The sequence below is a fragment of the Micromonospora sp. L5 genome, assembly GCF_000177655.2.
GTDB classification, from domain to species: domain Bacteria; phylum Actinomycetota; class Actinomycetes; order Mycobacteriales; family Micromonosporaceae; genus Micromonospora; species Micromonospora aurantiaca.
This window is the reverse complement of sequence record NC_014815.1, coordinates 5,175,445-5,193,984: the sequence shown is the minus strand read 5'-3', so window position 1 is coordinate 5,193,984 and position 18,540 is coordinate 5,175,445. Positions and strand designations below refer to the sequence as shown.

Sequence of the window (18,540 nt, the reverse complement as noted above, 5' to 3'; positions counted from 1 at the left end):
CGCCGCCTCAGCCCTTCACCGCGCCGATCAGCACGCCCTTGACGAAGTGCCGCTGGATGAACGGGTAGACAGCGACGATCGGGGCGACCGTCAGCACCACCACCGCCATCTTGATCGCCTCAGTCGGCGGCATGGTCACGCCGCTGCTCGCGCCGGAGGTGTGCGGGGCCTGCCCGGCCAGCAGGTAGCTCTGGAGCACCCGCTGGATCGGGTACATGTCGTTGCGGTCGATGAACAGCAGCGCGTCGAACCAGACGTTCCAGTAGCTGACCGCGTAGAACAGGCCGACCACGGCGATCACCGCGCGGGACAGCGGCAGCACGATGCGCGCGAGCGTCCGGAAGTCGCTCGCGCCGTCGATGCGGGCGCTGTCCAGCAACTCCGACGGGATGCCCTGGAAGAACCCGCGCACCACGACCAGGTTGAACACGCTGATCGCCGGCGGCAGGACCAGCGCCCAGATGGTGTCCTTCAGGCCCAGCCCGGTGACCACGAGGTAGCGCGGCACCAGCGGCGGATAGACCAGGAACGGGATCAGGAAGTACGCCAGCAGCCAGCGGTGGCCCAGCGAGCCCGGCCGGGACAGCCCGTACGCGGCGAGCACGGTGACCGTCAGCGCGATGGCGGTGCCGATCACGGTGACGAGCGTGCTGATCCACAGCGCCCGGGTGACCGCGCCACCGGCGAAGATCGTCTCGTACGCGGACGTGTCGATCCCCCGGGGCACGACCACCAGGCCGCCGGCCCGGGCGATGGTCTCCCGGGAGGAGAGGCTGGTCACCAGGATCACCCAGAGCGGGAACAGCACGCCCGCCACCAGCAGTGTGAGCGCGACGGCCTTGAGCCCCTGGCCGACCGGGGTGGGCGGTTCCTGCCACACCGGCCGGCGGGATCGGGTGCCGGACGCCCGGCGGATGAGCGTGGTCATGACTTCGAGTAGATCCCTCGTTCGCCGAGCATGTGCGCCACGCGGTTCGCGGCCAGGATCAGCACCAGCCCGATGACGGCCTTGAACAGTCCGGCCGCCGCGCCGTAGCCGTAGTTCCCGGTGGCGATGGAGAAGTGGTAGACGAAGGTGTCGAGCACCTCGGCGGCCTGCCGGCCGACGGCGTCGCGTTGCAGCAGGAACTGCTCGAAGCCGACCGAGAGCGCGTCGCCCAGGCGCAGGATGAGCAGCAGCACGATCACCGGGCGCAGGCCGGGCAGCGTGATGTGCCACAGCCGCCGCCACCGGCCGGCGCCGTCCGCGGCGGCGGCCTCGTAGAGGTTCTGGTCGATGGTGGACAGCGCGGCGAGGAAGACGATGGTGCCCCAGCCGACGTCCTTCCACACCGCCTCGACGGTGACCAGGACGATGAACGTGTCCGGGTTGGTCATCACGTTCCACGGTTGCAGCCCGGCCTCGCGCATGCTCTGGGCGAGCAGCCCGGCACCGCCGAGCATCGCGACGAAGAACGTGACCACCAGCACCCAGCTGAAGAAGTGCGGCAGGTAGACGATCGTCTGGATCAGGCCGCGCAGCCGGCTGGACAGCAGGTTGTGCAGCGCGATGGCCAGCAGGATCGGCAGCGGGAAGAAGAAGACGAGCTGGAACGCGGTGATCGCCAGCGTGTTGCGGAACGCGTCCCAGAACGCCGGGTCGTCGAACAGCAGCTGGAACTGCCCGAAGCCGATCCAGTCGCTGTGCAGGAACGCCTGCCACGGGTTGTCGCCCAGGTAGGGGTTGTAGTCCTGGAACGCGATCACGTTGCCGGCGATCGGCAGGTAACTGAAGATCAGCAGGACGAGGAAGCCGGGCACCACCATGGCGAGCAGTTGCCAGTCCCGGCGCAGCCGGGTGCGCAGCGGCACCCGGCTGCGGGACGGGCGACGTCGGGGCGGGCGGCCCGGTGGGGCCGGCGCGTCCGGCCGGGCCCGTTCGGGCCCGGCCAGGACGGCCGGCTCGTTCACCGGCCCTCCTTGGGCAGCGAGTCGGCGAGCAGTTTGCGGGCCTCCTCGCCGCCGTTCGCCTTCCACTCCGCGACGATGGCGTCCACGTCGCTCAGCGGTCGGCGGCCGCGCAGCACGTCGGTGAACTTGTCCTCGGTGGGCACCTGGTTGGCCTTGTAGGCCGCGGGCATCTCCAGCTTCACCCCGGCCCAGGGGTTGGGCTCCATGTGCTTGACCATCTCGTTGGAGTACGCGAGCACGTCCGGCACGAAGCGCGGGGTGTCCGGGAACGGCCCGATGGTGGGGTTGCGGCCGCTGATGAAGAAGTACTGGTTGGCGATCTCCTTGAACGCCAGGTCGGTCTTGACGGGACCGTTCGGCGACGGGGTGTGGTGTTTGCCCGCGACGCCGAAGTCCCGTAGCTGGGCCTCCTGGCTGCCCAGCGGCGCGGAGCACCAGTTGATGATCCGCAGCAGTTCCTGGACCCGGTCCTTGCCGAGGCCCTTCTTGACGAAGGTGTAGGAGATCGGCTCGTCGTCGCCCCAGACCAGCGGGTCGCCGCCGGTGGCGGAGAAGATCGGCACCGCCTGGATGTTCAGCCTGGGGTTGGTCTTCTGGTGCTCGGCCTGGGCGCCCTGCCAGAATCCGACGCCGTCCTGGTGGAACACGATCGCGCCGTTCTTGGCGAACAGCTGCTTGGCGTCCGCGCCCTTGCTGGCCACGATGTCCGGGTGGACCAGGCCGTCCGCGTAGATCTTGGCCATGACCTCCAGTGCGCGGCGGAACTCCGGGGTCTCGTACTTGAACTCGGGGGTGCCGTCAGGCTTGACCCGCCACCCGCCCTTGTGGCCCGGCACCTTGTGGAACATCTGGATCATGGCGAAGACGTCGTTGAACGCCCACACCTTGCGCGCCGGGTCGGTGACCTGCTTGGCCACGGCGAGCAGGTCGTCGAGGTTCGCCGGCACGGCCAGGCCACGCGCGTCGAGCAGGTCCTTGCGGGTGAACAGCGCCCAGGGGAACGGCCCGTCCGTGGGGTTCGGCACGGACATGATCCGCTCGTTCCAGACCGCGCGCCGCCAGGCCCCGGTGGGGAAGCTCGCCAGCATCGGGTACGCGCCGGCGGCGTCGCCCTTGAGGTGGTCGGTCAGGTCCTCGAAGAGCACCTTGATCGCCTCGGCGAAGCGCGGGATCTTCTCCACCTCCCACCCCGGCACGCACAGCAGGTCCGGTACGTCCCGCGCGCCGAGCATCGCGTTGAGCTTGTCGGCGTACGTGGCGCCGTCCTGGATGGTGAAGTTGACGGGCACGCCCAGCTCGGCGTTCACGGCCTGGAGGTAGGCGCTCTGCGCGACTCCGGGCGGCGCCGGCCCCCAGGCGGGGGTCATCGCGGTGACCTGCTTGCCGCTGGTGCCGGGCTTGTCGGTGATGGCGTCGACGAGGTTCGCCGGATAGCGGGTGTAGCCGTCGGGCACCGGACGGGTGCCCACGATGTCGGGCTTGACGGCGCCGGGCAGGTCCTTGCGGGTGGGCAGCAGGCCGGAGACGGCGTCGAGGTCCTGGGCGGTGCCGGAGCCGGCCGGCTTCTCCGAGCAGCCGGCGAGCAGCGGGCCGGTGGCGGTGGCGGCCACGCCGAGGCCGACCAGGCCGAGGAAGCGGCGGCGGGAGGAGCCCGGGTCGGGGTGGTGCGCGGTCATCGGTCCCCCTTCGGGAAGGGAAGCGCAGTGGATTAGTTCGTATGGATGGTCAACAAACTAATCACGTCGATGAGCTTGCACAAGGGCGGACCGGATCGACACGGCGGTCAGGCCGGGCAGCGGTCGGACAACGCGTAGCGGGTGAGGACCACATCGCCGATCTGGCGCACCTCGACCACGCGCGCGCGGCGCCCCGGGTGCCACGGGAAGTGGCCGTCCCCGACGAAGCGCGGCGCCCGCCCGTCCCCCACGAAGAACGGCGCCACGACCAGGTGCAACTCGTCGGCCAGGCCGGCGGTCAGGAACTGGCGGTGCACCGAGCCGCCGCCCTCCACCATCAGGCGCGCCACCCCGCGCCCGGCCAGGTCGGCCACCACCGCCTCCGGAGTGGCCGGATCACCGGCGTCGACCACCGTGGACACCCCGCCCACCTGCTCGCGGGCCTTGTCCACCACGCCGCTCGGGCAGTACACCAGCTTGAGCCCGTCACCGGCGGTGAAGAACCGGGCCTGCGGATCGAGGTCGCCGCTGCCGGTGACAGTCACCTTCACCGGCGACGGCGGCAACCCGCGCGCCACCCGCTCGGCGCGCCGGCGCTCGCTGCGCACCAGCAGGCGAGGGTCGTCGCGGCGGACGGTGGCCGCGCCCACCATGATCGCGTCGCACCCGGCCCGGGTCGCGTCGACCCGGTCCAGGTCGTCGTCGTTCGACAGCAGCAGCCGCTCGGTCGTCGCGTCGTCGATGTAGCCGTCGATCGACATCGCGCAGCTGAGCAGCACGTACGGGCGGGTCGTCACGGCACGAACGGCAGGTCGAGGGCATGGTCGGCGCGGGTCACCTTGGCCGCCAGATAGCCCGCGTTCGCCGGTGACAGGTGCACGCCGGTGGACACCCGGTCGGCCACCGTCACGCCCAGCCGTTCGAGCTGCGCCGCCTTGTCCGGGTTGTTGCTGAGCAGGGCCACCCGGTCCACGCCCAGCGCGGCGAGCATCTGCGCGGCCACCGTGTAGTCGCGCTCGTCCGCACCGCGCCCGAGCGCCAGGTTCGCCTCGTACGTGTCGAGGCCGCCGTCCTGGAGGGCGTACGCGTCGAGCTTGGCGTACAGGCCGATGCCGCGCCCCTCCTGCCGCAGGTAGAGCAGGTAGCCACCGGCCTCGGCGATCCGCTCGACCGCCTCGCGCAACTGCGGGCCGCAGTCGCAGCGCTGGCTGCCGAACACGTCCCCGGTGAGGCACTCGCTGTGCGGGCGGACCAGCGGCGGGTCGCCTTCGGCGTGCTCACCGAGCCCGAACGCCAGGTGCTCGCGGCCGTCGACGAGACCGTGGAAGGTGTGCACGCGGGCCGTGGTCACGTAGCCGTCGGGGAACCGGAGCGGAACCGTCACGCGGGTCCGGACCGTCGCGGTGGGCAGCGTTTCGTCCATGGTTCTCCTGTCCTCCGGTCGCCGGGCGGACCCGGCGACGCACACCTCGCTCCCCCACCGTAGGCGGGATCACCGACAGTTGCCGGGGTCGCGCCGAGGCATCCGCCGTGCCAGCAGCACCGCGGCGCCGGGAAGGCTGGCCACGAGGACCAGCGCGCCGTACACCGTGCCGGTCGCCACACCCTGCGCGGCGGTCAGCCCGGCCGAGGCGAACGCCCACGCGGCCACTCCCTCGCGCGGCCCGAAACCACCGACGTTCAACGGCACCGCCATGGCCAGCAGGGCCAGCAGCGTCAGCGGCAGCAGGTGCGACAGCGGTGCCTCCGCGCCGGCCGTGCGGGCCGCCACCACGAACGTGGCCAGGTGACCGGCGAACACCACGGTCGAGGCGACCACCACGCCGGCCCAGGTCCGGCGGCCGAGCACCCCGGAGCGGACGTCGGCGACAGCCGTCCGGGCGGCCCGGGCGAGCCGGGACGCCCCGGAGCGGGGCACCGCGCGGGCGGCGAGCACCAGCGCCAGCGCGACCACGGCGAGCACGGCCGCGAGGGCCGGCAAATGCCGGCGCACCGGCGACGGGAACGCGGCGAGCAGCGCCACCGCGATGACCACCTGCACCACCTGCCCGGCGGTGCGCTCCCACACCACCGCCCGGACGCCGCGGGCCACGTCCCCGGCGTCGCGGCCGTGCCGTACCGCCCGGTGCACGTCGCCGAGCACGCCGCCGGGGAGCGTGGAGTTGAGGAAGACCGCCCGGTAGCAGTGCGCCACCGCGGCGCGCATCGGCAGCCGTACGCCCAGCCCACCGGCGACCAGCGACCAGCGCCAGGCGCAGCAGACGGTGGTGATCACGCCGATGCCGAGCGCGGCGGCCAGCGTCGGCGCGTCGATCAGCCGCAGCCCGGCCAGGAACGGGCCGGTGCCCACCGAGGCGACGAGCGCGGCGAGCACCGCCAGCCCGAGCAGCGGGCGTACCCAGGCTCCGTTCAGCCGGGCCCGGCGTGGCCGGATCGGTACGGATGCGACGGCCGGTACGGGTCCGGCGACGGCGACGTGTGACAAACGGTCCTCCCTTGTTCCCACCGGTTGTCACGTGCCAGCAGCCGGTACGGTTCAGCCGGCGAGCAGGTCGGCGTGGTGCAGCACCACCTCGAGCCGGCCGGCGGCGGCCTCGGTGAGCCGCCACTTCTGATACGTCGCGGCGGGCCCGGACAGATGCGGTCGTTCCTCGACCGCCGCGTCGACCCAGCCGGTGAGCCACTCCGCGGCCAGTTCCGCCTGCTCCGGGCCGAGCCGCCACGGGGTCGGCCGCACGAGCGTCTCGACGCCGTGACGGCGGAACGCGGCCACCGTGACGTCCACCGCGTCCGGTCCGAGCAGGACCCGGCCGTCGACGGTACGACGCTGGTGGGCGTTGAACGCGGCGGTCAGCTCGGCGTCCAGCGGGTCCGGCGGGGTGAACTCGGCCCGTCCGGTCACAGTGAGCGCGAACAGCGTCGGGTGGCCGGCGCAGGCCGCCGCCATCCGCTCGACCTCCTCGGCGGTGAGCATGTCCAGCAGCGCGGACGCGGTGATCAGGTGGGCGTCGGCCAGGTCGGCGGCGGTCAGCCGGGTGACGTCGGAGCCGCGCGTGGTCACCGAGACCTCGGTGCCGTCGGCGGCGGTGAGCCGTCCGGCCCGGGCCAGCGCCAGCAGGTCCGCGTCGCGTTCGTGCAGCACCCAGCGCTGCGGGCCGGGCAGCCGGGGCGCGAGCCAGCGGGCCATCGAGCCGGTGCCGCTGCCCAGGTCGTGCACGACGATCGGCCGGCCGGCGGGCAGCCGGTCGCGGACCGCGTCGGCCAGCTCGGCGCTGCGGGCCGCCGCGTCGGCGGGCTCGCGCAGTCGTAGCCAGTCCGCGAAGCCGGGCGGGAGTGAGGTGGTCATGCCGCGGTCGCCTCCTTGAGTGCCGTCGCCAGCCGGTCCGCGGTGACCGGCCAGCCGGTGAGGGTGTGCCGCCGCTGCCGGGCGGCGCGGCGCAGCCGGTCCCGCAGGCCCGGGTCGGTGAGCCAGCGGCGCAGCGCCGCGGCGGTCGCGCCCGGGTCACCCGGCGGCACCAGCAGGCCGGGCCGGTCGCCGCCGGGGGCGTGCCCGAGCGTGTCCGGCAGGCCACCGGTGTCGCTCGCCAGCACCGGTACGCCCCGGGCCAGCGCCTCGGTGACCACCATCCCGTACGTCTCCCGCCGCGACGGCTGAACCAGCAGATCGGCTGCCGCGTACGTGGCGGCCAGGTCGGGTCCGGTGCGCGGACCGGTGAGCCGGACCCGGCCGGCGAGACCGGTAGCGGTGAGCCGTCCGCGCAGCCGGTCGGCGAACGCGCGGTCCCGGTCCGTCGGACCGACCCAGTCGCAGGTCCAGTCCAGGTCGGCCACCTCGGTGAGCGCGGCGGCGAGCACGTCGTGGCCCTTCAGCGGGGTTACCGCCGCGACGCAGAGCAGCCGTCCCCCGCCGGGCGTGCCGTCGGCGACGGGCGCCGGGTCGACGCCCGGTGGCGCGACGGTCACCCGTTCGGGGCGCAGCCGGTAGCGGTCGAGCAGCCGTTCGCGGGTCCACGCGCTGGTGGCGACCACTGCGGTGGCCGCCGCCAGTGACCGTGCCTCCGTCTCGCCCTCGATCGGCAGGTGCACCAGGATCACCAGGCGCAGCCTCGCGGCGTGCGGGGCGAGCACGTCCGGCACGGTCGAGGCCACCAGGCCGTCGAGCAGCACCGGGACGCCGTCGGGCAGCCCGCCGAGCAGCCCGGCCAGGTCGGCGCGTTCCCGTGGCCCCGGGTGTGGCCAGCCGCCGGGGACCATGTGTTCGCGTACCGTCCAGCCACGCGCGGCCAGGCCCCGGCAGGCGTGCCGGTCGTAGGCGTTGCCGCCGCTGGGGTCCGCCGGGTCGTCGATGTCGCCCGGCAGCACCACGTGGACGACTGTCATCCGGTCAGAGCGACCGCTCGTAGCTCGCCCACGCGATGTGCGACTCGTGCAGGGTGACGGTGATCCCGGCGAGCCCGCGCGCGCCCTCCCCCAGCCGGCCGGCGTGCACCGCGTCGGCGAGCCGGTCGGCGATCGTCCGCGCGAGCACCTCGGTGGTGGTGTTCACCCCGGCGAAGGCGGGCTCGTCGTCGAGGTTGCGGTAGTTCAGCTCGGCGAGCACGGCCTTGAGCTGCTCGGTGGCCAGCCCGATGTCGACAACGATCCCGTCGTCGTCCAGCTCGGCGCGGCGGAACGTGGCGTCGACGACGAACGTCGCCCCGTGCAGCCGCTGCGCCGGGCCGAAGACCTCGCCGCGGAAGCTGTGGGCGACCATCATGTGGTCCCGGACGGTCACGCTGAACACGATCACTCCTCGCCGTAGGTGATGAGATGACACAGCGCCGGCAGCTCGCCCGAGGCGAGCCGGTCCAGCACGTCGGGCAGGTCGTCGAAGCGGGACCGGCCGGTGAGCAGCGCGTCGAACGCCGGGTCGGCCAGCAGGTCGAGGGCGAGCGCGAGCCGGTCGGCGTAGCTGCGGTCGGCCCGCCGGGGCGACACGGTGCCGACCTGGCTGCTGCGGATGCCCAGCCGTCGGGAGTGGAACGCGCCGCCCAGCGCCAGCGTGACCAGCCGGTCGCCGTACCAGCTCAACTCCAGCACGGTGCCCTCGGGGCGCAGCAGCTCCAGGCCGCGTTGCAGCCCGTCGGCGGTGGCGCTGGCGTGCACCACCAGGTCACGCTCGCCGGTGGCGTCGGCGGGCGTGGCGAAGCCGGCGCCGAGCGCGGCGGCCACCGCGGCGCGGGCCGGGTCGGCGTCGACGAGTTCGACGCGTACGCCGGGGAAGCGGGCCAGCAGCGCGGTCACCGCGCAGCCGACCATCCCGCCGCCGATCACGGTGACCCGGTCGCCGACCAGCGGGGCGGCGTCCCAGAGCGCGTTCACAGCGGTCTCCACGGTGCCGGCCAGCACGGCGCGCTCGGCCGGTACGCCGTCCGGCACGACGGTCACGGCGTCGGCCGGGACCACGTACGCGCTCTGGTGCGGGTAGAGGCAGAAGACGGTACGGCCGAGCAGCCGCTCGTCGCCCGCCTCGACGGTGCCGACGCTGAGGTAGCCGTACTTGACCGGGGCCGGGAAGTCGCCCTCCTGGAACGGCGCGCGCATGGCGTCGTGCTGGTCGGCCGGGACGCGGCCGGTGAACACCAGCGTCTCGGTGCCGCGGCTGACGCCGGAGAAGCGGGTCCGGACCAGCACCTCGCCGGGGCCGGGCGCGGCGAGCCGGACCGGCCGGATCTCGCCCTCGCCGGGGGCGCGGAGCCAGAACGCGTGGGCGTCGACCGTCACGAACTCTCCTCTTCCCCGCATTCCGACCGAGTTGTCGATCATAGACACGGAAGCGGGGCGTCCGCGGTTCGAACCGCCCGCGACCCGATGCTCAGGCAGCGCGCCGGCGCTGCTCCGTACGCCAGGTCTCCGGATCGGCCCGGTCGGCGTGGCGGTCCCCGGCCAGTTCCATCGCGCGGTGGGCAGCGGTCAGCGCGTCACACGGCGCGACCTGACCGTCACACAGCAGGCTCTCGCACCGGCCGGCCTCGTCGGGCCGGTGGGCGACTGCAACGTCGTACGCGGCCCGCCAGAGCAACGGGTCGGTGACTCCCCGTGGCAGGTCGGCGTCCAGACTGGACCTGTTGCGGATCGTGTCGGGCACCGTGTCCCCCTTTGCGTCGTCGCTACCGTCCCAGTGACCGGTTGAGCGCAGATCAAACCTCTCACCTGCGGACACGTCGCGACCAGCGGTGTTTGTCACGCCGGATAGGCGCGTGTCTCGGCTGCCTTCACCGCCGCCCAGACCGCGCGGCCGGGGATCAGTCCGAGATGGGCCGCGGCGGCGGGCGTGACGTCGGCGGCGACCTCGACCGGCCCGGCCAGCTGCACGCGCAGGTTGTCGCCGTGGCGTTGGACGCCGGTGACGGTGGCGGCCCACACGTTGCGCGGGCTGCCCTCCGGCCGGGACGGGTGCAGCGCGACGGCGGCCGGCGGGTACGCGACGAACGCCTCACCGTGGACGGTGTCGGCGGTGGTGAGCGTCAGCTCACCGACGGTCACGGTGTGTCCGTCGGCGCGGCCGCGGTGCAGGTTGAGGCCGACCAGCCGGGCCACGTAGTCGGTGCGCGGCCGGGCCGTGACGGTTGCGGCGTCGCCCTCCTGCACCACCCGGCCGTGCTCCACGATGACCAGTCGGTCGGCGAGCACCAGGGCGTCGAGGGGGTCGTGGGTGACGAGCAGCGTCGCGCCGGGGTGCGCGCCGAGGTGGCGCTGGAGTTCGGCGCGGGTGTCCAGCCGGGTCCGGGCGTCGAGCGCGGCGAGCGGCTCGTCGAGCAGCAGCAGCGCCGGGTCGACGGCGAGCGCGCGGGCCAGCGCGACCCGCTGCGCCTGCCCGCCGGAGAGCTGCCGGGGCCGGCGCCGGGCCTGGTCGCCGAGGCCGACCCGGTCCAGCCACTCCTGGGCCCGGGTGCGGGCGGCGCGCTTGTCGGCGCCCCGGCGGCGCGGCCCGAACGCCACGTTGTCCAGCGCGCTGAGGTGCGGGAACAGCAGGTAGTCCTGGAACACCACGCCCACCGGCCGCCGCTCCGGCGGCGTCCACACCCGGCGGTCCGGCCGGTCCAGGTCGGCGCCGCCGAGCGTGAGGTGACCGGCGGTGAGGGGGTGCAGCCCGGCGAGCACCCGCAGCGCTGTGGTCTTGCCGGCGCCGTTGGGGCCGAGCAGCGCCACCACCTCACCGGCGGCGATGCGCAGCCGCACGTCGAGGGTGAACCCGTCCCGCTCGGCGACCAGATGCGCGTCCAGCACACTCATGTCGTCCCGACCCATTTGTCGCGCAGGGCGGCGAGGATGACCACGGAGACGGTGAGCAGGATCAGGCTCAGCACGATCGCGGCCTGCAGGTCGGTCTCCAGCGCCAGGTAGACCGCCAGCGGCATGGTCTGGGTGCGGCCGGGATAGTTGCCGGCGAACGTGATGGTGGCCCCGAACTCCCCGAGCGCGCGAGCCCAGCACAGCACCGCCCCGGCCGCCACGCCCGGGGCGACGAGCGGCAGCGTGACCCGGGTGAAGGTGGTGAAACGCCCGGCGCCGAGCGTGGCGGCGGCCTCCTCGTACCGGGGGTCGGCGCCACGAAGCGCCCCCTCGACGGCGATGACCAGGAACGGCATGGCCACGAACGCCTCGGCCAGCACCACCCCGGCGGTGGTGAACGGCAGCGTCACCCCGAACGTCTCGTCGAGCCACGACCCGACCAGCCCGCGCCGGCCGAAGACCAGCAGCAGCGCCACGCCGCCGACCACCGGCGGCAGCACCAGCGGCACCGTGACCAGCGCCCGGACCAGCCGCCGGCCGGGGAACTCCACCCGCGCCAAGAGCCAGGCCAGGGGTACGCCGAGCGCCACGCAGAGCAGCGTGGCGACGGTGGCGGTCTCCAGCGACAGCCGCAGCGCGGTGAGCACACCCGGCTCGGCCAGCCGCTGGGGCAGCGTGGTCCAGGGCGTCCGGAGCAGCAGGCCGGCGAGCGGCAGGACGAGGAAGGTCAGGCCGAGCCCGGCGGGCACGAGCAGGGCGATCGGCACCCGCTGCCGGCGTACGGTGCGGCTCATGCGCCGGGCGGCGCCTGGAACCCGGCGGCGGTGAGCACGGCGATCCCGGCGTCGGAGCGGACGAAGTCGACGAAGGCGCGGGCGCCGGCCGGGTTCCCGGCGGCGCGCAGCACCACGATCGGGTAGTCGTTCACCGCGCGCGCCGACTCGGGGAACTCGACCGCGTCGAGCCCGGGGGCGGCGCGGACGTCGGTGCGGTAGACCAGTGCCGCGTCGACCTCGCCGAGACGCAGCTTGGCCAGCGCGCCCTTGACGTCCTGTTCGAGCGTGGCGGGGGTGAGCCGCACGCCCGCGGCGTCCAGGGCGGTACGCGCGGCGGCGCCGCAGGGCACCTGCTCGGCGCAGAGCGCCACCTTGACGCCGGGGCGGGCGAGGTCGGCCAGGCCGCCGACCCGGGCCGGGTTACCACGGGGTACGGCGACGACGAGCTGATTGCGGACCAGCACAGCAGGTTCGCCGTCGGCGTCACCGGCGTCGGTGACCGTCTTCATGGTGGCCGGGGAGGCGGCGGCGAACACGTCGGCGGGTGCGCCCTGGGTGATCTGGGTGGCGAGGCCCGAGCTGCCGCCGAAGTTGAACGTGACGCTGCTGCCCGGGTGGGCGGCCTCGTACTCCTTGCCGAGCGTGGTGAACGACTCGGTGAGCGAGGCGGCGGCGAACACGGTCACCGGGCCGGCACCGTCGGGACCGGCCGGTTCGTCCGCGCCGCCACAGGCGGTCAGGCCCAGCGCCCCCACCAGCGCGGCGGCGAGCGCGGCGCGGATCCACCGTACGGTCACGGACTTGTCCTTCCCCTGGGGGTGGTGGCGGGGGCGCGCTCGACCACGACGGTGGTCGACTTGATCACCGCGACGGCGACGGAGCCGACCTGGAGGTCGAGGTCGTCCACGGCCTCGCGGCTCATCAGCGACACCACACGGAACGGCCCGGCCTGGATGTCCACCTGGGCCATCACGGTGTCCTTGACGACGGCGGTGACGATGCCGCGCAGCCGGTTGCGGGCCGAGGACAGCTCGGGGTGGCCGGGGGCGCGGACGAACGCTGCCACGTCGGCGCCGTCGAGCACCCGGTGGCCGTGCTCGTCGCGGGTGGCCGGCAGCTTGCCGGCGTCGATCCAGCGGCGGACCGTGTCCGCGCTGACCCCGAGCAGTTCGGCTGCCTCGCCGATCCGGAACACCGTCACGCGCTCACCCTAGCGGCCCGCAGGTGCGAGCCGGAAGGGGCGTGGTGGCTCGCATCCGCGAACCGTGATGCGCCGCGGGAACCGGGACTGCGGTTCAGTCGGCCGGGGTGATCCGGACCCGCCGCAGCAGCTGGGCGTTGAGCGCCACCACGATCGTCGAGGCGGACATCAGCACCGCGCCCAGCGCCGGACTGAGCGCGATCCCCGCCCAGGCGAGGACACCGGCGGCGAGCGGGATCGCCACCACGTTGTAGCCGGCCGCCCAGGCCAGGTTCTGCCGCATCTTCCGGTACGAGGCGCGGGACAGCCGGATCACGCCGCCGACGCCGCGCGGGTCGGAGCCGGCGAGCACCACCCCGGCGGACTCGATCGCCACGTCGGTGCCCGCGCCGATGGCCAGCCCGACGTCGGCGCGGGCGAGCGCCGGTGCGTCGTTCACGCCGTCGCCGACCATCGCCACCGTCAGTCCCCGGCCGCGCAGCTCGGCCACCGCCTTGTCCTTGTCGGCCGGGAGCACCTCGGCGAAGACCTCGTCGACGCCGGGCCGGAACCCGAGGTCGGCGGCGACCGCCTCGGCGACCGGGCGCGCGTCGCCGGTGATCATCACGATCTTGCGTACGCCGAGGTCGCGCAGCTCGGCCACGGCGGCCCGCGCCTCCGGGCGGACCTGGTCCTCCAGCCCGAACGCGGCGGTCACCTCCGGCGGGCCGCCCTCGGGCAGGCGGACCAGGTGCAGCACCGCGGCGCCCCGGCCCGACCACTCCTGCGCGGCCCGGTCCAGGTCGTCCGGCACCGCGGCGTCGAGTTCGCGCAGCAGCGCCGGCCCGCCGACCGCCCAGTCCACGCCGTCCACAGTGGCGCGCACGCCCCGGCCGGTCAGTGCCCGGAAGCCGCGCGCGGCGGGACGGGCGCCGCGGGCGTCGGCGGCGGCAACCAGCGCCCGGGCCAGCGGGTGCTCGCTGTCGGCCTCCACCGCACCGGCCAGCGCCAGGGCGGCCGTCTCGTCCGTCCCGCCGGTGGTGGCCACCCCGGTCACCGTGTGCCGGCCGGTGGTGAGCGTGCCGGTCTTGTCGAACAGGACCGTGTCGACGGTGCGCATCCGCTCCAGCGCGAGCCGGTCCTTGACCAGGATGCCGGCGCGGGCCGACAGCGCTGTGGACAGCGCCACCACCAGCGGGATGGCCAGGCCGAGCGCGTGCGGGCAGGCGATCACCAGCACGGTCACGGTGCGTACCACCGCCTGGTCGGGGTCGCCGAGCAGCGCCCAGACCGCGAACGTCGCGAGGCCGGCGAACGCCGCCAGGTAGAACAGCAGCGCGGCGAACCGGTCGGCGAGCACCTGCGCTCGCCCGCCGGAGGCCTGCGCCTCGGCCACGAGCCGCCCGATGCCGGCCAGCGCGGTGTCCGCGCCGACCGCCTCCACGCGTACCCGGAGGGTGGAGTCGGTGGCGACGGTGCCGGCGACCACCCGGTCCCCGGCGGCGCGGGCCACCGGCCGCGACTCCCCCGTGATCATCGACTCGTCCAGCTCGGCGGCACCCTCGACGATCCGGCCGTCGGCCGGCACCCGCCCGCCGGGGCGCACCAGCACCAGGTCGTCCACCCGCAGCTCGCCGACCGGCACCGGATGCGGCCGCCCGGCGTCGTCCAGGCGCTCGGCGTCGTCGGGCAGCAGCGCCGCGAGGGCACCGAGCGCGCCGCGCGCCTGCCCGACCGCCCGCATCTCCTGCCAGTGCCCGAGCAGCATGATGGTGACCAGCGCGGCCAGCTCCCACCAGAAGTCGAGGTCGAACAGGCCGAGGCTGGTGGCGGCCGAGGCGAGGTACGCGACGACGATCGCCATCGAGATCAGCAGCATCATGCCCGGGGCACGTTCGCGCAGCTCACGCAGCCCGCCGGTGAGGAACGGCCAGCCGCCGTACGCGAACACCACGGTGCCGAGCACCGGGCCGACCCAGCGCACGCCCGGGAACTCGAGCGAGTAGCCGAACCAGTCCATCACCATGTGGCTGGTGGCGACGATCGGTACCGTCAGCGCCAGGCTGAGCCAGAATCGGCGGCGGAACTGCTCCGGGTCGTGCCCGGCGTGCGCGCCGTGCCCGCCGCCGTGGTCGTCCTGACCGCCGCCGTGGCCGCCGGTGTCGTGGCCTCCGTGGTGGCCGGTTCCGTGCTCCATCGGGCGTCACCTCCACCCGCCACCATACCCCCTGGGGGTAACTGCCGGCGTCCGGTCGGCGCGGTGGTCAGCGCTGGGGGCGGGCGCCGACGCTCGGCCGGTCCGCCGGAGGACGGCCCTGCCAGGGCCAGCGGCCGTCCAGCTCCACCTCCAGCGAGAAACTCAGGAACGTGCGGACCAGCACGATCAGCGCCAGCACGCCGACGCTGGTGAAGGTGGGCGACACCGCCACCGTACGGATGATGTCGCCGCCGACCAGGAACTCCAGGCCGAGCAGGATGGCCCGGCCGACCCCCTGCCGGTACGCCCGGTAGTGCGCGACCACCTGGCGGGTCCGGGCGCAGCGCACCGCGAACACCGCCGTGGCGACCGCGACGCCGACCGCGATGACGAGCACCCCGGCCAGGTCGAGCAGTGCCCCGACGTGCTGGACGATCTCCTTCGTCGGCACCCGGCACCCCCGCACCAGCCTGACCCGTCGGCCACGCCCGCGAGCGGGTTTGCCGGTCGGGCAGCCGGTGGGGGGACGTCCGGCCGGGACGGCGGGGCGGGTGCGCCGCCGTCCCGGCCGGCCCGGTCACTGCCCGATGGCGGCCTGCGGCCCGGCGTACGTGCGCAGCAGTGCGGGAACCTGCGCGGCGGGGTCGAGGCGGTAGGAGTAGAAACTCGACGGGGTGAACGCCGAGCCGCCGGTCTCCCGCTGACCGGTGCAGCCGACGCAGACGCTGCCGCTCTGGCGTAGTTCCGCGGTGTCGTCCCGGTAGTAGGGGTCCTTCACGTTCTCGTAGTAGCTGTTCTCGATCACCAGCTTGGTACGGCCCCGGGAGTAGTTGCCGTACCCCCTGATGTTCTGCAGGTAGTTGTTGAAGAAGTGGGCGTACTGGACGTTGTCGGTGCTGGGATTGCGCACGTTCGTGTCGTGGATCCAGTTGTGGTGCATGGTGATCCGGGCGGTGACGTTGTCCGTCCAGCCGATGCCGAACGCCTTGTTGCCCTCGGCGATGACGTTCCAGGACACGGTCAGGTTCGTGGTGTCCTTCCGGCTGTCGATCAGGCCGTCGTTCATCCGCGTGATCGTGTTGTGGTCGATCCAGATCCGGTTCGCGGTGTCCATCTGGATGCCGTCGTAGTCGAAGTCCTTGTCGTCCGGGTCGTCCGAGGCCACCCGGGTGTCGCGGATGGTCAGGTTGCGGATGATGACGTTGGCGGTGCCGGCGCCGAGGTGGAATCCGCCGTTGACGATCTGCCCGTTCCGCCCGACTCCGACGATCGTCTTGTTCGAGCCGACCGGGATCTCCCGGCCGTACGGGCTGACCGTGATCGCCGCGCCGACCCGGATGACGTACGGCGTGCTGGACGCCGCGTACCGCTCCAGGTCGGCCTGGCTGGTCACGGTGACCGTGGCGCCGGCCGCCCCGCCTGTGGTGCCGGCCGCGCCGGCGAACCCGTCCGGCGCGTTCGAGTACGGCACACCGGCCGGCGGCGCGGTCGGCGTCGGGGACGGCGCGCCGGTCGTCGGGGTGACCCCGCCGGTGCAGGCGGTGCCGTTGAGCGTGAACACCGTGGGCGCCGGGTTCGTGGCGCCGCGCGAGCCGGTGAAGCCGAACGAGACGCTCCCCCCGGCCGGCAGGGCGGCGTTCCAGTCGACGTTCGTCGCGGTGACGCTCGACGTCCCGGCCGTAACGGTGGCGTTCCACGACTGGGTGACCTGCTGGCCGGCCGGGAACGTCCAGGCCAGCCGCCAGCCGTTCACCGCGTCGCCCAGGTTCGTGATCGTCACGTCGGCGTTGAAGCCGCCGCTCCACTCGCTGCTGACCCGGTAGTCGACCCGGCAGCCGGCCGCCGCCTGGGCGGTGACCGCGCCGAGCGCCGCCAGCGCCGCGGTCGTGCCGAGCACCAGCGCGGTACGCCAGGGCCGGCCCTTCTTCGTGACAGTCATGCCGTTCTCCAACATCGTGATCACAACGGGTTCCACCCGTCGGTGCCGGCGAGGTATCTCTGCGGTGTGTAGGTGGCGGCCTGGGCGTCGCTGAGCTGCGGCCGGTTGCCGTTGACCGTCGCGCCGGGGCCGGTGTTGCGGTATTCGGAGAAGCGGGCGTTCTGCCAGGTGGCGTCGCCCATGTTCGTCCACGGCTGGGCGTTGCGGACCGTGCCGCTGAGCGTGGACTCCCGGTAGAGCACCTGCGCGCCCTGGCGCCACGGCCGGCCGAGGGTGGTGTTGTTGTTCCCGGTGCCGGTGATCGTCGACCGGTAGAACAGGAAGCCGTACGTCTTGGCGGCGTCCGTGCTGGCGGCGGTGACGGTGCCGCCGCTGGAACGCTTCTCGTGGATGGTGCAGGCGTGGAAGACGATCGTGCCGCCGCCGAAGATGAAGTCGGTGGTGCCCTCGACGTAGGAGTCGACCACGTACGCCCGGGTGCGGTCGTTGACCAGGAAGGTGTCCTGGTCGCCGAGGAGGCGTACGTTGCGCAGCACCGCACGGTCGGCGTTGAGGTGCAGCGCGACCGCCTGCTGGCCGCTGGTCACCGAGCCCTCGTCGAAGTCGTTGGCGATGGTCAGGTTCTCCGCCACGAAGTCGGACCCGTCGACGAACATGCTGGCGCTGCCGGAGGTGCCGCTGCTGTTCGCCGAGTTGTTGAAGACGATCACGGTGTTCGCCGGTGACGTGCCGAGTCCCCGGAAGGTGATGTGGGGTTTGTTCGACGGCACCCGCACCACCTGGCGGTAGGTGCCCGGCTTGATGGTGACGACCCGCCGTGTGGTGTTGTTCGCCGGCACCGCGTCGACGGCCTCCTGCACGGTGCGGTAGGTGCCGGTGCCGTCGGCCGCCACGGTCGCCGTGCCGGTCGGCGGCGGTGACGTCGGCGCGGCGGTGGGCGTGGGCGAGCCGGACGAGCCGGTGCAGGTGACGCCGTTGAGCGTGAACGTGGCCGGGCTCGGGTTCGTGACGCCGTTCCAGGTGCCGTTGAACCCGGCCTCGACGCTCGCGCCGGTGCCGATGGTGGCGTTCCAGTCGACGTTGGCCGCGACCACTGACGCGCCTGTCGAGCTGGTGGTGAAGCCCCACGCCTGGGTGACTGACTGCCCGGCCGGGAACGTCCAGCCGAGACGCCAGCCGGTGAGGCTGTCGCCGAGATTCCGGATGGTGACGGCGGCGGTGAAGCCGCCGGCCCACTGCGCGGTGACCCGGTAGCCGACCTGGCAGCCCGCGGCGGCCTGGGACGGGCCGGCGGTGGCGACGCCGACGGCGGCGGTCGCGGTGGTGGTGACGAGGACGGCGAACAGGGCCGCCGCCCGTCGTCGGACGAGATGTCTCACGGTTCTCCCCGGGGATCCTGGGTGTGCGGTGTGTCGGCCTCCGCCGTCACCGCCATCGCTGGCGGCGGCCCTCACGGCGGCAGCCGGTGCCCGGTGACGGATGCTGCCCGGCTACCCGTCACCACACAGACGGGGCGGTCCGGCCGCGACAACGCTTTTTCTCGCGCC

The 18,540-nt window shown here is 73.7% G+C and carries 19 protein-coding genes; all 19 read right to left on the bottom strand.

Annotated features, from left to right (window positions below; all coding sequences use genetic code 11):
* Positions 1-7: 7 nt before the first annotated feature.
* On the bottom strand, positions 8-928 hold the full coding sequence (locus ML5_RS23860; RefSeq protein WP_013286756.1) for a carbohydrate ABC transporter permease: 921 nt from the start codon (positions 926-928) through the stop codon (positions 8-10).
* The gene (locus ML5_RS23855; protein ID WP_013476487.1) at positions 925-1,950 is read right to left on the bottom strand and encodes a sugar ABC transporter permease; all 1,026 of its coding nucleotides are present in this window, start codon (positions 1,948-1,950) and stop codon (positions 925-927) included. Before ML5_RS23855 ends, ML5_RS23860 begins: the two co-directional genes overlap by 4 nt.
* On the bottom strand, positions 1,947-3,626 hold the full coding sequence (locus ML5_RS23850) for an extracellular solute-binding protein (protein ID WP_013476486.1): 1,680 nt from the start codon (positions 3,624-3,626) through the stop codon (positions 1,947-1,949). The genes ML5_RS23855 and ML5_RS23850 overlap by 4 nt, the downstream gene beginning before the upstream one ends.
* Positions 3,627-3,733: 107 nt before the next feature.
* The gene (locus ML5_RS23845) at positions 3,734-4,423 is read right to left on the bottom strand and encodes a RibD family protein (RefSeq protein WP_013476485.1); all 690 of its coding nucleotides are present in this window, start codon (positions 4,421-4,423) and stop codon (positions 3,734-3,736) included.
* The gene (gene ribA / locus ML5_RS23840; protein ID WP_013476484.1) at positions 4,420-5,049 is read right to left on the bottom strand and encodes a GTP cyclohydrolase II; all 630 of its coding nucleotides are present in this window, start codon (positions 5,047-5,049) and stop codon (positions 4,420-4,422) included. The genes ML5_RS23845 and ribA overlap by 4 nt, the downstream gene beginning before the upstream one ends.
* Before the next feature lie 69 nt (positions 5,050-5,118).
* A complete protein-coding gene (locus ML5_RS23835) occupies positions 5,119-6,060 on the bottom strand; it encodes a lysylphosphatidylglycerol synthase transmembrane domain-containing protein (protein WP_201766752.1) in 942 nt (313 codons plus the stop codon).
* Between the two features lie 102 nt (positions 6,061-6,162).
* Entirely contained in the window at positions 6,163-6,972 is an 810-nt protein-coding gene (locus ML5_RS23830; RefSeq protein WP_013476482.1) for a class I SAM-dependent methyltransferase, read from the bottom strand.
* Complete coding sequence (locus tag ML5_RS23825; protein ID WP_013476481.1) at positions 6,969-8,006, bottom strand: glycosyltransferase family 4 protein; 1,038 nt, start codon at positions 8,004-8,006, stop codon at positions 6,969-6,971. Before ML5_RS23825 ends, ML5_RS23830 begins: the two co-directional genes overlap by 4 nt.
* A 4-nt stretch (positions 8,007-8,010) precedes the next feature.
* Positions 8,011-8,409, bottom strand: a complete 399-nt coding sequence (locus ML5_RS23820) for a 6-carboxytetrahydropterin synthase (protein WP_013286764.1) — start codon at positions 8,407-8,409, stop codon at positions 8,011-8,013.
* A 2-nt stretch (positions 8,410-8,411) separates the two neighbouring features.
* Positions 8,412-9,431: a zinc-binding alcohol dehydrogenase gene (locus ML5_RS23815; RefSeq protein ID WP_369752307.1), complete on the bottom strand. Its 1,020-nt coding sequence runs from the start codon at positions 9,429-9,431 to the stop codon at positions 8,412-8,414.
* A gap of 49 nt (positions 9,432-9,480) precedes the next feature.
* Entirely contained in the window at positions 9,481-9,753 is a 273-nt protein-coding gene (locus tag ML5_RS23810) for a hypothetical protein (protein WP_013286766.1), read from the bottom strand.
* Between the two features lie 95 nt (positions 9,754-9,848).
* On the bottom strand, positions 9,849-10,901 hold the full coding sequence (locus tag ML5_RS23805) for an ABC transporter ATP-binding protein (protein WP_013476479.1): 1,053 nt from the start codon (positions 10,899-10,901) through the stop codon (positions 9,849-9,851).
* Positions 10,898-11,695: an ABC transporter permease gene (locus ML5_RS23800; RefSeq protein WP_013476478.1), complete on the bottom strand. Its 798-nt coding sequence runs from the start codon at positions 11,693-11,695 to the stop codon at positions 10,898-10,900. The genes ML5_RS23805 and ML5_RS23800 overlap by 4 nt, the downstream gene beginning before the upstream one ends.
* Positions 11,692-12,474: a molybdate ABC transporter substrate-binding protein gene (modA, locus tag ML5_RS23795; protein WP_013476477.1), complete on the bottom strand. Its 783-nt coding sequence runs from the start codon at positions 12,472-12,474 to the stop codon at positions 11,692-11,694. Before modA ends, ML5_RS23800 begins: the two co-directional genes overlap by 4 nt.
* A complete protein-coding gene (locus ML5_RS23790) occupies positions 12,471-12,878 on the bottom strand; it encodes a molybdopterin-binding protein (protein ID WP_013286770.1) in 408 nt (135 codons plus the stop codon). The genes modA and ML5_RS23790 overlap by 4 nt, the downstream gene beginning before the upstream one ends.
* 94 nt (positions 12,879-12,972) lie before the next feature.
* Positions 12,973-15,054, bottom strand: coding sequence for a heavy metal translocating P-type ATPase (locus ML5_RS23785; RefSeq protein ID WP_013476476.1), 2,082 nt, complete (start codon positions 15,052-15,054; stop codon positions 12,973-12,975).
* A gap of 67 nt (positions 15,055-15,121) precedes the next feature.
* Positions 15,122-15,505: a DUF1622 domain-containing protein gene (locus ML5_RS23780; RefSeq protein ID WP_013286772.1), complete on the bottom strand. Its 384-nt coding sequence runs from the start codon at positions 15,503-15,505 to the stop codon at positions 15,122-15,124.
* A gap of 126 nt (positions 15,506-15,631) precedes the next feature.
* Entirely contained in the window at positions 15,632-16,993 is a 1,362-nt protein-coding gene (locus ML5_RS23775; RefSeq protein WP_013476475.1) for a cellulose binding domain-containing protein, read from the bottom strand.
* Positions 16,994-17,013: 20 nt separating this feature from the next.
* The gene (locus tag ML5_RS23770) at positions 17,014-18,372 is read right to left on the bottom strand and encodes a pectinesterase family protein (protein ID WP_013286774.1); all 1,359 of its coding nucleotides are present in this window, start codon (positions 18,370-18,372) and stop codon (positions 17,014-17,016) included.
* Between the last annotated feature and the right edge of the window lie 168 nt (positions 18,373-18,540).

What these genes read in the sequence shown, in the direction of transcription:
- ML5_RS23825 (WP_013476481.1), bottom strand. Translation starts at nt 8,006, where the DNA reads ATGACAGTCGTCCACGTGGTGCTGCCGGGCGACATCGACGACCCGGCG.
- ML5_RS23830 (WP_013476482.1), bottom strand. Translation starts at nt 6,972, where the DNA reads ATGACCACCTCACTCCCGCCCGGCTTCGCGGACTGGCTACGACTGCGC.
- ML5_RS23850 (WP_013476486.1), bottom strand. Translation starts at nt 3,626, where the DNA reads ATGACCGCGCACCACCCCGACCCGGGCTCCTCCCGCCGCCGCTTCCTC.
- ML5_RS23860 (WP_013286756.1), bottom strand. Translation starts at nt 928, where the DNA reads ATGACCACGCTCATCCGCCGGGCGTCCGGCACCCGATCCCGCCGGCCG.
- ML5_RS23805 (WP_013476479.1), bottom strand. Translation starts at nt 10,901, where the DNA reads ATGAGTGTGCTGGACGCGCATCTGGTCGCCGAGCGGGACGGGTTCACC.
- ribA (WP_013476484.1), bottom strand. Translation starts at nt 5,049, where the DNA reads ATGGACGAAACGCTGCCCACCGCGACGGTCCGGACCCGCGTGACGGTT.
- ML5_RS23775 (WP_013476475.1), bottom strand. Translation starts at nt 16,993, where the DNA reads ATGACTGTCACGAAGAAGGGCCGGCCCTGGCGTACCGCGCTGGTGCTC.
- ML5_RS23785 (WP_013476476.1), bottom strand. Translation starts at nt 15,054, where the DNA reads ATGGAGCACGGAACCGGCCACCACGGAGGCCACGACACCGGCGGCCAC.
- ML5_RS23815 (WP_369752307.1), bottom strand. Translation starts at nt 9,431, where the DNA reads ATGATCGACAACTCGGTCGGAATGCGGGGAAGAGGAGAGTTCGTGACG.
- ML5_RS23800 (WP_013476478.1), bottom strand. Translation starts at nt 11,695, where the DNA reads ATGAGCCGCACCGTACGCCGGCAGCGGGTGCCGATCGCCCTGCTCGTG.